This window comes from Microbacterium atlanticum (assembly GCF_015277815.1).
Classification (GTDB): domain Bacteria; phylum Actinomycetota; class Actinomycetes; order Actinomycetales; family Microbacteriaceae; genus Microbacterium; species Microbacterium atlanticum.
Genome location: NZ_CP063813.1, coordinates 2,250,947 through 2,263,897, shown reverse-complemented (window position 1 = coordinate 2,263,897; position 12,951 = coordinate 2,250,947). Strand labels below are relative to the sequence as shown.

Below are 12,951 nucleotides of genomic sequence, written 5' to 3'. Positions count from 1 at the left end.
GTCGGCCGCGATCGCCCGCGGCCTCGTCGTCAGGCGGCCGGGCTCAGCCCGCGACCGCCGCCTGGACGTCGGCGACCATGGTGTTCCACGTCGAGACGGGGTCGGCGCCGTTGATGATCTGCGACTGCGCGGCGTTCCAGAGGTCCCACACCGAGCCCATCTCGGGGATGCTCGGCATCGGCACGCCGTTCTGCGCCGAGGCGAGGAATCCGGCGATGATCGGGTCGGAGGCGACCTCGGCGGCGAGGGTCGACCAGGCCGGGATGCGCGGGTCGGCCTCGTAGAGCGCGCGCTGGGCCTCCTCGGTGCCGAGGTGGTTCACCAGGAACTCCTGCGCGAGCAGCGCGTTCTCGGACTGCGAGCTCAGGTAGAAGCCCTGCACGCCCACGAACGGCGCGGCCGTCTGGCCGCCCGCCGACGGGATCGGGTTCACCGTGATGTTCTCGACGTCGGTGTAGGCGCTGATCGCCCAGGGGCCCTGGATCGTGTAGGGAGCCTTGCCCGTGTTGAACAGCTCGTTGTTGATGTCGTAGTCCACGGTCGTCGAGATGTAGCCGGTGCCGGCCGAGCCGTTGGCGCCCAGCCAGGTTGCGAACGCCTCGCCCGCGGGACCGCCCATCCCGACCTCGGTCGTGTACGAGCCGGAGTCGTCCTGGACGAACACCGGGGCGCCGAAGGAGGTCTGGAACCCGTACATGGTGTAGCCGTCGCCGGTCTCGCCGTTGGTGTTGATGACGAAGGGACGCTCGGCGCCGGAGGCCAGGCCGCGCTGGATCATGTCATCCCACGTCGCCGGCGCCTCCTCGCCGACGAGGTCGGCGTTCTGCACGAGCGCGATGGTCTCGAGCGAATAGGGGAGGGCGTAGAGCTGGCCGTCGTAGGTCATCGCCTCGAGGGCGACGGGCTCGAACTCCGACGCCTTGTCGCCGAGGTCGATGGTGTCGACCACGCCGGCGGCGACGAGCGCCCCCAGCCAGTCGTGTGCGCCGACGGTGATGTCGGGGCCCTCGCCTGTCGGCACCTGGGCGATGAAGTCGTTGCGCAGGTCCTCGAAGTTCTTCTGCACGAGCGTGACCGTCGCGCCGGTCTCCTCTTCGAACGCCGCTGCGGCGTCGGAGATGGCCTGCTCGCGCTCCTCGTCGGTCCAGATGACGAGCTCGGCGCCGCTGCCTTCGGCCTCATCGCCGTCGTCGGACGAGCCGCCGCCGGCGCAGCCGGCGAGGACGACCGCTGCCGTGAGCGCCAGCGCTCCGAGTGCGATCTGCTTTCGCATGGTTTCCCTTTCGGTGGTGGATGGATCTTGCAGGGTCAGGACGATGCGGCCGTGCCGGCACGGTCGGTGCGGACGACCGCGACCCCTCCGGCCGGCACGACGAGCTCGCCGTCGACGGCGGCCTCGCTGAGCAGCTCGACGCCCGTGGCGGCGAACGCGGCGGGCTCGTCGCGATGGTTGATGGCGACCGCGAAGTCGGCGGCGTGGCCGCGCCGGACGACGACCTCCAGTCCTTCCGGGTGCGCCGCGGGGGCGACCCCCGCGTCGGCGTAGACGTCGGTCATCACCGTGCGCAGGCCGGCGGCGTCCAGTCGCGTGCTGATGTACCAGCCGTGTCCCGCTCCGTGCGCGTTGCGGGTGATGGCGGGCTTGCCGGCGCCGGGTCCGTCGACGTAGGTCCCCTTGACCTCGGCGGAGGCGATGACGAGATCCTCCTGCCACGCGTCGGCGGAGAGGGTCGTGGCCGATGCCGCCCCCGACCACTGCACGGCGTGCCGCGCGTCCTCTCGCAGCGGCAGGAACTCCTCGACGACCAGCCCGAGAGCGTCACGCAGCGGGGCCGCGAAGCCGCCGGGGTGGACCGCGTCGTTCTCGTCGACGATCGCCGAGAAGAACGAGACGACGAGGGTCCCGCCCGCCTCGACGTACCGCGTGAGGTTCGCGGCGTCGGCTGCGCCGAGCAGGTACTGCGCCGGGGCGACCACGAGCTTGTAGCGCGACAGGTCGTGGCCGGGCAGTGCGAAGTCGACCGTGATGCCGTCGCGCCACAGCCGCTCGTAGAAGGCGCGGACCCGCTCGGCGTGGGAGACGTCGACCGACGGGCGCCATTCGAGGTCCTGCGCCCAGAACGACTCGAAGTCCCACAGGATCGCGACGTCGGCGTCCACGCGGGAGCCGCGGACCTCGTCGAGGCGTCCGAGCGCGTCGCCGAGTCCAACGACCTCCCGCCACACCCGCGACGACGTGCCGGCGTGCGGGATCATCGCCGAGTGGAACTTCTCGGCCCCCGAGCGGGAGGCGCGCCACTGGAAGAAGAGGATCGCGTCGGCCCCGCGCGCGAGGTGGCTGAGCGAGTTGCGCGCCATCTCTCCGGGGCGCTTGGCGACGTTGCGGGGCTGCCAGTTGACCGCAGATGTCGAGTGCTCCATGAGGATCCACGGCTTTCCGCCGCCGACCGAGCGGGAGAGGTCGGCGGCGATCGCGAGGCCGATCTCGCCCTCGGGATCGGCTGCCCACAGGTAGTGGTCGTCCGAGACGATGTCGACCTCGCGCGCCCACGCCCACATGTCGGTGGTCCAGCTCTGGTTGGCCATGAAGTTGGTGGTGACCGGCTGCGAGGCGTGCGCCCGGATGGCGTCGCGCTCGGCGATGAAGCACGCGCGCAGCTGGTGGTCGGTGAACCGCGCGAAGTCCAGGCGCTGCGCCGGATTGACCACCGACGGTGCCGCGGCGGGGGCGCCGACGTGCTCCCACTCGCCGTAGCGCTGGCCCCAGAAGGCCGTGCCCCACGCCGCGTTGAGCGCGTCGAGCGAGCCGTACCTCTCACGCAGCCACTCGCGGAACGCGCGCACCGACTGGGCGGAGTAGTCCTCGCCGACCGGGACGCCGTACTCGTTGTGGACGTGCCACATCACGACCGCGGGGTGCGAGCCGTAGCGCTCTGCCAGGGCCGACGCGATGCGGACGATCGCCGCCAGGTACGCGGGTGAGGCGTGCGAGGCCATGCCGCGCGCGCCGAACCCCATCGTGACGCCGTCGCGGGAGACGACCCGCGCGTCGGGGTGCTCGGCGAAGAACCACGCCGGCGGCGACGCGGTGGGGGTTCCCAGATCGACGGAGATGCCGTTCTCGTGCAGCAGGTCCAGCAGCTCGTCGAGCCACCCGAAGTCGAAGACGCCCTCGCTCGTCTCGATGAGGGCCCACGCGAAGATCCCGACGCTGACGAGGTTTACCCCGGCCTCGCGCATGAGGGCGGCGTCCTCGCGCCACACCTCTCTCGGCCACTGCTCGGGGGTGTAATCGCCGCCGTAGGCGATGCCCCGGATCTCGGGCCAGCGGTCGGGCGAGGTCATGGACGCTCCATCGGGTCAGGTGTGGAATCGGCGGTCACGCGGCTGTGCCGACTGGGACCGGTCACAGTCTTACCCGCGCCGACGTCGTGCGGCAGGGGTGCGCCCGCAACCGTTACCGAACTGTGACCGGTCACAGGTTCTCTTCGTGTCGGCACCGGCGAAGCCTCCCGACGGGAGTAGAGTCGCTCGTCGTGGGGGAGTCGACGACCGTGCGGCGCAAGCCGACGATCCGGGATGTGGCCGCGGCGGCGGGCGTGTCGCGGGGCACGGTGTCGCGCGTCATCAACGGAGGTCATTGGGTCTCGCCCGACGCGCGCGCCGCGGTCGAGGAGGCCATCCGCCGCACGGGCTACACCGCCAATCACGCCGCGCGCAGCCTCGCGACCGGACGCGCCGGCTCGCTGGCGTTCCTGCTCACCGAGCCGCAGCACCTGCTGTTCGACGACCCGACGTTCGCGCTCCTGCTGCGCGGCGCGGCCGAGGCGCTGGCGCAGCGGTCGATGACCCTCGTCCTCCTCGTCGCCGGCACGCCCGCCGAGCGGGCCAACGTCGCCCACTTCGTCAGCGCCGGTCACGTCGACGGCGTGCTGCTCATCTCGTCGCACGAGGCCGACCCGCTCGTCGAGGAGCTGCTCGAGGCCGGCGTGCCCACCGTGTGCTGCGGCATCCCGCTGGGCCACGAGGCGCAGGTGCCCACCGTCTCGGTCGACGAGATCGGCTCGGCTCGCGAGATGACCCGCTACCTGCGAGGGCGCGGGCATCGCCGCATCGCGATGATCGCCGGCCCCCACGACACCCCCGGCGGACGCTTCCGGCTCGTGGGGTTCGAACAGGAGATGGGTGAGGACTTCGATCCCACCCTGGTCGAAGAGGGTGACTACAGCCAGGACTCCGGAGCCGCCGCCATGTCCCGGCTCCTCGAGCGCACGCGCGACATCGACGCCGTGTTCGCGGCCAGCGACCGCATGGCGGCAGGCGCCGTGACGGTCCTGCGCGCGGCGGGACTGCGCGTGCCCGATGACATCGCGGTCGCCGGCTTCGACGACTCGGGGCTCGCCGCCACGCACATGCCGCCGCTGACCACCATGCGCCAGCCGTGGGAGCGCCTGAGCAACGAGATGGTCTCGCTGCTCCTCGACGTCATCGCCGGCGGGGCGCCTGGGCCGATCACCCTGCCGACGACGCTCATCGTGCGCGAGAGCGCCTGACCCGCGGATGCGCGGAGGGCGCGCGGCGCGTGCGTGTTACGAGTGCCCCCGCTGCGGGCGGCCCACGACGCCGCCTTGTCACGACGGCGGGCGCGGCATCCGCTCGAACTAGACTCTCCTGGTGACTTCCGGCCGCCAGTCCTTCTACATCACGACGCCGATCTACTACCCGAGCGACGTGCCGCACATCGGCCACGGCTACACCACCGTGGCGGTCGACACCCTTGCCCGCTGGCACCGCCAGGCGGGCGACGACACCTGGATGCTGACGGGCACCGACGAGCACGGCCAGAAGATGCTCCGCGCGGCCAGCGCGAACGGCGTCACGCCGCAGCAGTGGGTCGACAAGCTCGTGACCGAGTCGTGGTTTCCGCTGCTGCAGACGCTCGACGTCGCCAATGACGACTTCATCCGCACCACGCAGGAGCGCCACGAGGAGCGCGTCAAGGCCTTCGTGCAGGCCATCTACGACCGCGGCTACATCTACGCCGGCGAGTACGAGGCGCTGTACTGCGTCGGCTGCGAGGAGTTCAAGCCGGAGTCCGAGATCGTCGACGGCACCGGCCCGTTCGAGGGCCTCAAGGTGTGCGCGATCCACTCCAAGCCGCTGGAGCTCCTGCAGGAGAAGAACTACTTCTTCAAGCTCAGCGAGTTCCAGGACCGCCTGCTCGAGCTGTACCAGTCCGACTTCGTGCAGCCCGAGAGCGCCCGCAACGAGGTGGTCTCGTTCGTGCGGTCGGGGCTGAAGGACCTGTCGATCTCGCGCTCGGCGTTCGACTGGGGCATCCCGCTGCCGTGGGACGAGTCGCACGTCATCTACGTGTGGGTGGACGCGCTGCTCAACTACGCCACCGCGGTGGGCTACGGCTCCGACCCCGAGCAGTTCGCGCGCCGCTGGCCGGCGTACCACGTGGTCGGCAAGGACATCCTGCGCTTCCACGCGGTGATCTGGCCGGCCATGCTGATGGCCGCGGGCGTCGACGTGCCCAAGGGCGTGTTCGCGCACGGCTGGCTGCTCGTCGGCGGCGAGAAGATGTCCAAGTCCAAGCTCACCGGCATCGCGCCCACCGAGATCACCGACGTCTTCGGCTCCGACGCGTACCGCTTCTACTTCCTCTCGGCGATCGCGTTCGGCCAGGACGGCTCGTTCTCGTGGGAGGACCTCTCGGCCCGCTACCAGGCCGAGCTCGCCAACGGCTTCGGCAACCTCGCCTCGCGGACGACCGCGATGGTCGAGCGCTACTTCGAGGGCATCGTGCCCCCGCCCGCCGCCTACACCGACGCCGACCTGCAGATCCAGCGGACGGTGGCGGATGCCGCGACCGCCGCCGACGCCGCGATCGAGCGCTTCCGCATCGACGAGGCCATCTCGTCGGTGTGGACGATCGTCGACGCGCTGAACCTCTACATCACCGAGAACGAGCCGTGGGCGCTCGCGAAGGACGAGACGCAGCGCGAGCGGCTGGGGACGGTGCTCTACACCGCCGCCGACGGCCTGCGCGCGCTCGCGGTGCTGCTGTCGCCGGTGATGCCGGCGTCGACCGAGAAGCTGTGGATCGCGCTCGGCGCCGCGGAGACGCTGGGCCGACTGCAGGACCAGCCGATCCGGGAGGCCGGCACGTGGGGCCTGCTGAAGCCGGGCACCTCGGTGAACGGCCTCGCGCCGCTGTTCCCCCGCGTCGAGCAGACGGTCTGATGACACCCGTCCCTGAGCCCCGGGTGCCGTACCCGGGCGCCGCGAGCGATCCGTCGCAGTACGTCCGCACGCGCGAGAAGGGTTCTCGCGACGTCACCTATCCCGCGTCCCCCGAGCCGCTCGCCGTTCCGGTGTACGACAACCACGCGCACCTCGAGATCGAAGACGGTGAGGCGGGACTGTCGCTGGACGAGCAGCTCGAGCGCGCCGGCGCGGTCGGCGTCGCCGGCGTCGTGCAGGCCGGTGGCGACATCGAGTCGAGCCGGTGGTCGGCCTGGGCCGCAGCAACCCACCCCCGTGTCCTCGCGGCGGTCGCGATCCACCCGAACGAGGCTCCCGCGTACGCCGCCGCCGGCCGCCTGGACGAGGCGATCGCCGCGATCGACGAGCTCGCCGCGCAGCCGCGGGTGCGGGCGATCGGCGAGTCGGGCCTGGACTTCTTCCGCACCGGCGCCGACGGCCTGCCCGCTCAGTTCGAGAGCTTCGAGGCGCACATCGCGCTGGCCAAGAAGCACGCGGTCGCGATGCAGATCCACGATCGCGACGCGCACGAGGCCGTGCTCGAGACGCTCGCACGCGTGGGCGCGCCCGAGCGCACGGTGTTCCACTGCTTCTCGGGCGACGCCGGCATGGCCCGGATCGCCGGGGAGCAGGGGTACTACCTCTCGTTCGCGGGCAATGTCACCTTCAAGAACGCGCAGAACCTCCGCGACGCGCTCGCGGTGATCCCGCGTGAGCTGATCCTGGTGGAGACGGATGCCCCGTTCCTGACGCCGGTTCCGCACCGCGGGCGGCCGAACGCGCCCTATCTCGTGCCGGTGACGGTGCGCTTCATGGCTGCCGAGCTCGGGGTGGACGTCGACGAGCTGTGCGCGCAGCTCGCCGCCAACACCGTCGAGGTCTACGGGGCGTTCGAAGACTGACCCGTGGATGGCGAGCTGCTCTGTCGAATCCAGGGGGCGCTGTTCGTAGCTGTCATGGAGGGAGTCGCACGGCGACCTCGGCAGAGGAAGGTGGGCCGATGGGTCACGACGTCGACGCGACGATCACCCGCGTTTACCGCGACGAGTGGTCGCGGGTGGTTGCGGGGCTCGCACGCCGATTCGGCGACCTCGACATCGCCGAGGAGTCGGCGGCCGAGGCTTTCGCAACGGCGATCGCGCGGTGGCCGGCCGACGGGATCCCGCCGAACCCCGGCGCTTGGATCACGACGACGGCGAACCGCAAGGCGATCGACCGGCTGCGGCGCGAGGCCCGGCGCGACGAGCTGCAGCAGGAGGCGCTCATGCTGACGGACGACTCGCCCGCCGAGCCCGTCGGTGCGGTCGACGACGATCGGCTGCGGCTGGTGTTCACGTGCTGCCACCCCGCCTTGTCGATGGAGGCGCGCGTGGCCCTCACGCTGCGAATCGTGGGCGGCCTCACGGTTGCGGAGATCGCGCACGCGTTCCTTGTGCAGGAGACCACGATGGGTCAGCGGATCACGCGCGCGAAGGCCAAGATCAAGGCCGCGAAGATCCCGTACCGCCTGCCCGAGGGCGAGGAGCTGCCGGCCCGCGTCGAGGGTGTGCTCGCCGTGCTGTACCTCGTCTTCAACGAGGGATACCTCGCATCCGGCGCGGCGGACGATCCGGTGCGGCGCGACCTCACCGGCGAGGCGATCCGGCTCACGCGGCTCGTGCGCGCCCTGCTGCGTGCGGGCTCGCCCGAGCACGGCGCGGCCACGGGACTGCTCGCGCTCATGCTGCTGACCGAGGCGCGCACCGACGCGCGGGTCTCGGGCGACGGCGAGCTCGTACGGCTCGACGAGCAGGATCGCGCCCGCTGGGACCGCGCGCTCATCGACGAAGGTCTCGCCCTGGTGGGCGAGCGAATCGATGCTCCCGATATGCCCCGTTCCCCGGCACTCGATCCGGCTGCGGCTCGCGGTGACGGCGCGCTCGGCAGGTACGAGATCCTGGCGCGGATCAATGCGGTGCATGTTCGTGCAGCACACGCGCGCGACACCGACTGGTCGCAGATCGTGGCGCTCTACGGGCTTCTGGAACGGGTCGAGCCCAGCCCGATCGTGACCCTCAACAAGGCCGTCGCGGTGTCCGAGTTCGACTCGCCCGAGGTGGCGCTCGCCATGGTCGAGCGCCTCGGCGATCCCCTCGACGGCTATCACGCGTTCCACGCGACGCGCGCCGAGCTGCTGCGCCGCGTCGGGCGACCCGGCGACGCCGCCGCTGCGTACGACCGGGCCATCGCGCTCGCCGGCAACACCGCCGAGGTCACGCACCTCACTCGCCGACGGGCCGAGGTCGCGGCCGCCGGATCGAGTGCCGAGCAACGAGACGTATCGAGATCATCCGTCTCGTCCCCATCCCATCCCTGAGTCTCGTCCCCATCCCATCCCTGAGGAGAACCATCGTGACCCAGCAGTACCTCGTGATCCACATGACCGACGCGTCGGGGTCGACCCTCGCGCAGGACGACGACCGGCGCATGCTCGAGTCGTGGGCGAAGGAGGGGGAGGATGCCGGCCGCCTGGGCTCTGGCGCGCCGGTCGCGGCCGCCGAGCACGCGAAGTCGGTCGTCGTGCGCGACGGCAGCGTGCTCGTCACGGACGGACCGTTCCCCGAGTTCAAGGAGTGGTTCGCCGGCTACGACCTCGTCGAGGCGGATTCCATCGACGAGGCGGCGGCCTACATGGCGAAGCACCCCAGCGCGGTGCTCGGGCGGATCCTGATCCTGCCCCTCGTCAGCCTCCCCTGGGACGAAGGCGCGTAGGCGTCGCGGGTCCAGCGGGCGGGGCGGTCAGTCGATCAGCGGAAGGCCGCCGGCCCCGGGCTCGTCCTCACGACGGGCCTGATCGGCTTCGTCGGCATCGAGCACCGGCTTCGCCGCCGCGATGTGCGAGATCGAGCGCCATACCAGCAGCAGCGTCACCGCCGAGCCGCCGAACGCGAACCACCACGGCGCGGTGAGCCCGAAGAGCTGGGCGAGAACACCGCCGAGGAACTGGCCGATGACGAGCCCGGCGAAGACGCCCACCATGTTCACCGACGCGATGCGGCCCTGCAGCTCCATGGGCACCAGGCGCTGGCGGACCGTCGTGGAGATCGTGCCCCACACGAAGGCGTACAGCCCGAAGCCGAACATGATCGCGAAGGCGACGATCGGCGACGTGGTGAGCGCGAAGCCCAGGTGCATCAGCACTTCCAGCGAGAGGCACACGCGCATCAGCGTGGAGAACGACACATGCTTCTCGAGCCAGCCGAAGCTGAAGATGGCGATGAAGCCGCCCAGCGCGGACGCGGTCGTGAGCGCGCCGTAGCCCACGGGTCCCATGCCGAGGTGTTCGGTGGCGTACAGCACGAGCACGCCCCAGGGGGCGGCCCAGGTGACGTTGAAGACCAGGATGATGATGACGAGGGTGCGTACCGGGGCATTGAAGCGCAGCCACCGCAGCCCTTCGCGGATGGCATGCGCCTTGGTGCCCGGAGCGGCCTCCGGGTGCTCGGGCACAGGGGTGCGCGCGATGCGCGAGACGAGCAGCACCGCCAGCGTCACGCACAGCACCTGGAGCAGGAACGGCCAGAAGGAGCCCAGCGCGAAGAGGAAGGCGCCCAGTGGCGGGCCGGCGAGCTGGTTGGCGACGAGGAAGCCGGCCTGCATGCGGGCGTTGCCGATGCCGAGGTCGGCGGGCTTCACGAGCATCGGCAGGAGGGTGCTTCCCGCCGAGTCGGCGAACACCTCCGCGGTGCCGTAGAGGAACGCCGTCGCGAGCACCAGCCACACCGTCGCCTGCCCGGTCACGAGGAACACGACGAGCACGAGCACGATCACCGCCCGGATGCCGTTGGCCAGCATCACCAGCCGCCGCCGGTCGTGGTGGTCGGCGACGGCGCCGGCGAGCAGGCCGAAGAGCAGCCAGGGCAGGAACTGCATCATGGCGCCCGCGGCAACCAGGATGGGCGATGAGGTGAGCGAGGCGATGAGCAGCGGGGCGGCGGCGAGGGCGATGCCGTCGCCGAGGTTGCTCGTCCAGGACGATGCCAGCAGCCACCGGAAGTCCCGTCCCAGCCGGCGGGGCGCGATCAGGTCGCCGAGGGAGGGCATCCCTCGATCCTAGGCCGGAACGAGGGGATCCGAGCCGCGGTTCCGGCCCGCAGCGACCTCCTAGCGCGGTGCGCGGGCGGGGGCATCCTGCATCGACTCGAGGGTCTGCCCCTTCGTCTCGCGGACGTACCGGATGACGAAGAAGATCGCGACGAACGCGAAGAAGGTGTAGACGCCGTACGCGAGGCCGAGCCCGACCGCGGCGAGGGCGGGGAAGGTCGTCGAGATGACGAAGTTGGCCGCCCACTGCGCGGCCGCCGCGACCGAGAGGGCCACCGCGCGGATCCGGTTGCTGAACATCTCGCCCAGCAGCACCCACACGACCGGGCCCCACGACGCGCCGAAGAACACGACGTAGAGATTCGCCGCGAGGAGCGCGATCGTGCCGGCGGCCCCCTCCAGCACCGGCTCGCCGTCGACGATCGGAGCCGAGGCGAACATCACCGTCAGCACGGCCAGGCAGGCGAACTGGCCCATCGCCCCGATGAGCAGCAGCGGCTTGCGCCCCACGCGGTCGATCAGCAGGATCGCGATGATCGTCGTGACGATGTTGGTCACCGAGGTGATCACCGTGATGGTGAGCGAGTCCTGCTCGGTGAACCCGACAGCCTGCCACAGCGTCGTGGAGTAGTAGAAGATGACGTTGATGCCCGTGAACTGCTGGAGCACCGACAGGCCGATGCCGATCCAGACGATGGGGAGCAGGCCGAAACTCCTGCCGCGCAGGATGCGGAACCGCGGCCGATCCTCCTTGCCCTCGACCGTCTTGAGGATGTCGGTCGAGGTCTTCTCGACGTCGCCGCCGACGTAGCGCGCGAGCACGTCCTTCGCCCGCGTCATCTCACCGCGTGCGATGAGGTAGCGGGGGGACTCGGGGATGGTGAGGGCCAGCACGCCGTAGATCACTGCGGGGATGAGCTCCGACAGGAACATCCAACGCCACGCCTCGAGGCCGAGCAGCCAGGGGGCGGTGGCCGTGCCCGCGGCGGCGACGATGCCGGCGTCCGTGAGGAGCGCGACGAAGATGCCCGTGACGATCGCCATCTGCTGGAGCGATCCCAGCCGGCCCCGGTAGGCGGGCGGTGACACCTCTGCGATGTAGGCGGGGGCGATGACGGATGCCGCCCCGACTCCGAGCCCGCCGACGATGCGCCAGAACGAGAGGTCCCACACGCTGAAGGCCAGGCCGCAGCCGAGGGCGCTCGCGACGAAGAGGATCGCGGCGATGATCATGACGCGGATGCGCCCGTACCGATCCGCGATGCGGCCGGCGAACCACGCGCCGATCGCGCAGCCGATGAGAGCTGAGGCGACCGCGAAGCCCAGCAGGAACGGCCCGGTCTGGAACTGCTCTCCGATCGCGCTCACCGCGCCGTTGATCACGGCGGTGTCGAAGCCGAACAGGAACCCGCCGAGGGCGGCGGTCGACGCGACGAGCACCACCCGCGCGAGGGGGACCGAGACGTCGTGGCCGGGTGTGTGCGCCGAGCTCATGGCTGGACCTCCTCGTTCGCCCCCGGCACGCGCCGTCGCCCGTACCCTGGGCTCACCCTGGCGCGCCGCCCCCGACGGTGTCAAGGAGTTGCGCGCGGTCGAGGGGACGGGACCGAGCACGGCACGCGGCTACAGTGAACGCATGCCCGTGACACTCCTCGGTGCGGCCGAAATCCGCGCGCTGGCCGCCGAGCTCGACGTGACGCCGACGAAGAAGCTCGGGCAGAACTTCGTCGTGGACGCCAACACGGTCCGCAAGATCGTGGCCGTGGCGGAGGTCGCCGCCGGCGACCGGGTGGTGGAGGTCGGGCCGGGGCTGGGGTCGCTGACCCTCGCGATCCTCGAGGCCGGGGCATCCGTCACCGCCGTCGAGATCGATCACCGTCTGGCCGCGCGGCTGCCGTCGACCGCGGCCGCCCACGGCGTCGGGGACGGCGCGCTCACCGTGGTGGACGCCGACGCGCTGCGCGTCACGGCGCTGCCGGGGGATCCCGCTGTGCTGGTGGCGAACCTGCCCTACAACGTCAGCGTGCCGGTCCTGCTGCACTTCCTCGAGACGTTCCCGGGTCTTCAGCGCGGTGTGGTGATGGTGCAGGCCGAGGTGGGTGAGCGTCTCGCGGCGGCGCCGGGATCGAAGGTGTACGGCGCGCCCAGCGCGAAGGCCGCGTGGTACGGGCCGTGGCGGCTGGCCGGCACGGTCTCGCGTCAGGTCTTCTGGCCGGTGCCCAACGTCGACTCGGTGCTCGTGGGCTTCCGCCGCGACCCCGAGCCGCGCGGCGACGAGCTGCTCCGCCGTCGCACCTTCGGCATCGTCGACGCGGCGTTCCAGCAGCGCCGCAAGATGCTGCGCCAGGCGCTCTCGCAGGTGCTCGGCGGATCGGCGGCCGCGGCATCCGGCGTCCTGGAATCGGCCGGGGTGGCGCCTACGGCGCGCGGCGAGGACCTCTCCATCGACGAGTACGTGCGCATCGCCCGCGCTGCCGCAGATCCGGGGGACAGCTGATATTCAGCGGATCTTCACCGCGTCGTCGGGGTCCTCCGGAAACAAGCCGGTAACATTCCGAGCGTCCGCCGTCCGGTTACACTGGCAGATCGCCATCCGGC

10 protein-coding genes are annotated in these 12,951 nt (G+C 71.0%); 6 read left to right on the top strand and 4 right to left on the bottom strand.

Annotation, left to right across the window (positions count from 1 at the left end; translation table 11 throughout):
* Window positions 1-43: 43 nt before the first annotated feature.
* Together IR212_RS10335 and IR212_RS10330 are read right to left on the bottom strand one after the other, a co-directional pair.
* Window positions 44-1,273 (bottom strand): sugar ABC transporter substrate-binding protein, encoded by a 1,230-nt coding sequence (locus IR212_RS10335; RefSeq protein ID WP_194395841.1) that lies wholly within the window; start codon window positions 1,271-1,273, stop codon window positions 44-46.
* 35 nt (window positions 1,274-1,308) lie between these two features.
* Window positions 1,309-3,345, bottom strand: coding sequence for a beta-galactosidase (locus IR212_RS10330; RefSeq protein WP_194395840.1), 2,037 nt, complete (start codon window positions 3,343-3,345; stop codon window positions 1,309-1,311).
* A 191-nt stretch (window positions 3,346-3,536) separates the two neighbouring features.
* Here IR212_RS10330 and IR212_RS10325 point away from each other — a divergent pair, with 191 nt between their 5' ends.
* The 5 genes from IR212_RS10325 (at window position 3,537) to IR212_RS10305 (ending at window position 9,021) form a co-directional block, all read left to right on the top strand.
* Window positions 3,537-4,553, top strand: a complete 1,017-nt coding sequence (locus IR212_RS10325) for a LacI family DNA-binding transcriptional regulator (RefSeq protein ID WP_194395839.1) — start codon at window positions 3,537-3,539, stop codon at window positions 4,551-4,553.
* Window positions 4,554-4,674: 121 nt separating this feature from the next.
* Window positions 4,675-6,249, top strand: a complete 1,575-nt coding sequence (gene metG, locus IR212_RS10320) for a methionine--tRNA ligase (RefSeq protein WP_194395838.1) — start codon at window positions 4,675-4,677, stop codon at window positions 6,247-6,249.
* Entirely contained in the window at window positions 6,249-7,172 is a 924-nt protein-coding gene (locus IR212_RS10315; protein WP_194395837.1) for a TatD family hydrolase, read from the top strand. The genes metG and IR212_RS10315 overlap by 1 nt, the downstream gene beginning before the upstream one ends.
* 98 nt (window positions 7,173-7,270) lie before the next feature.
* Window positions 7,271-8,626 (top strand): RNA polymerase sigma factor, encoded by a 1,356-nt coding sequence (locus tag IR212_RS10310; protein ID WP_194395836.1) that lies wholly within the window; start codon window positions 7,271-7,273, stop codon window positions 8,624-8,626.
* 35 nt (window positions 8,627-8,661) lie between these two features.
* On the top strand, window positions 8,662-9,021 hold the full coding sequence (locus IR212_RS10305; RefSeq protein WP_194395835.1) for a YciI family protein: 360 nt from the start codon (window positions 8,662-8,664) through the stop codon (window positions 9,019-9,021).
* 27 nt (window positions 9,022-9,048) lie between these two features.
* Here the strand turns inward: IR212_RS10305 and IR212_RS10300 are convergent, their stop codons facing one another.
* Window positions 9,049-10,353 carry an MFS transporter gene (locus IR212_RS10300; protein ID WP_194395834.1) on the bottom strand — a complete coding sequence of 435 codons (1,305 nt, stop codon included), beginning with the start codon at window positions 10,351-10,353 and terminating at the stop codon, window positions 9,049-9,051.
* 60 nt (window positions 10,354-10,413) lie between these two features.
* Complete coding sequence (locus IR212_RS10295) at window positions 10,414-11,847, bottom strand: sugar porter family MFS transporter (protein ID WP_194395833.1); 1,434 nt, start codon at window positions 11,845-11,847, stop codon at window positions 10,414-10,416.
* Window positions 11,848-11,989: 142 nt separating this feature from the next.
* On the opposite strand from IR212_RS10295, the gene rsmA reads away from it, so the two are divergent.
* Window positions 11,990-12,850, top strand: coding sequence for a 16S rRNA (adenine(1518)-N(6)/adenine(1519)-N(6))-dimethyltransferase RsmA (gene rsmA / locus IR212_RS10290; RefSeq protein WP_194395832.1), 861 nt, complete (start codon window positions 11,990-11,992; stop codon window positions 12,848-12,850).
* Window positions 12,851-12,951: the final 101 nt, after the last annotated feature.

Bases quoted from the DNA above. Each gene is read 5' to 3' on its own strand.
- IR212_RS10335 (WP_194395841.1), bottom strand. From the start codon at position 1,273: ATGCGAAAGCAGATCGCACTCGGAGCGCTGGCGCTCACGGCAGCGGTC.
- IR212_RS10330 (WP_194395840.1), bottom strand. From the start codon at position 3,345: ATGACCTCGCCCGACCGCTGGCCCGAGATCCGGGGCATCGCCTACGGC.
- IR212_RS10315 (WP_194395837.1), top strand. From the start codon at position 6,249: ATGACACCCGTCCCTGAGCCCCGGGTGCCGTACCCGGGCGCCGCGAGC.
- IR212_RS10310 (WP_194395836.1), top strand. From the start codon at position 7,271: ATGGGTCACGACGTCGACGCGACGATCACCCGCGTTTACCGCGACGAG.
- IR212_RS10300 (WP_194395834.1), bottom strand. From the start codon at position 10,353: ATGCCCTCCCTCGGCGACCTGATCGCGCCCCGCCGGCTGGGACGGGAC.
- IR212_RS10295 (WP_194395833.1), bottom strand. From the start codon at position 11,847: ATGAGCTCGGCGCACACACCCGGCCACGACGTCTCGGTCCCCCTCGCG.
- rsmA (WP_194395832.1), top strand. From the start codon at position 11,990: ATGCCCGTGACACTCCTCGGTGCGGCCGAAATCCGCGCGCTGGCCGCC.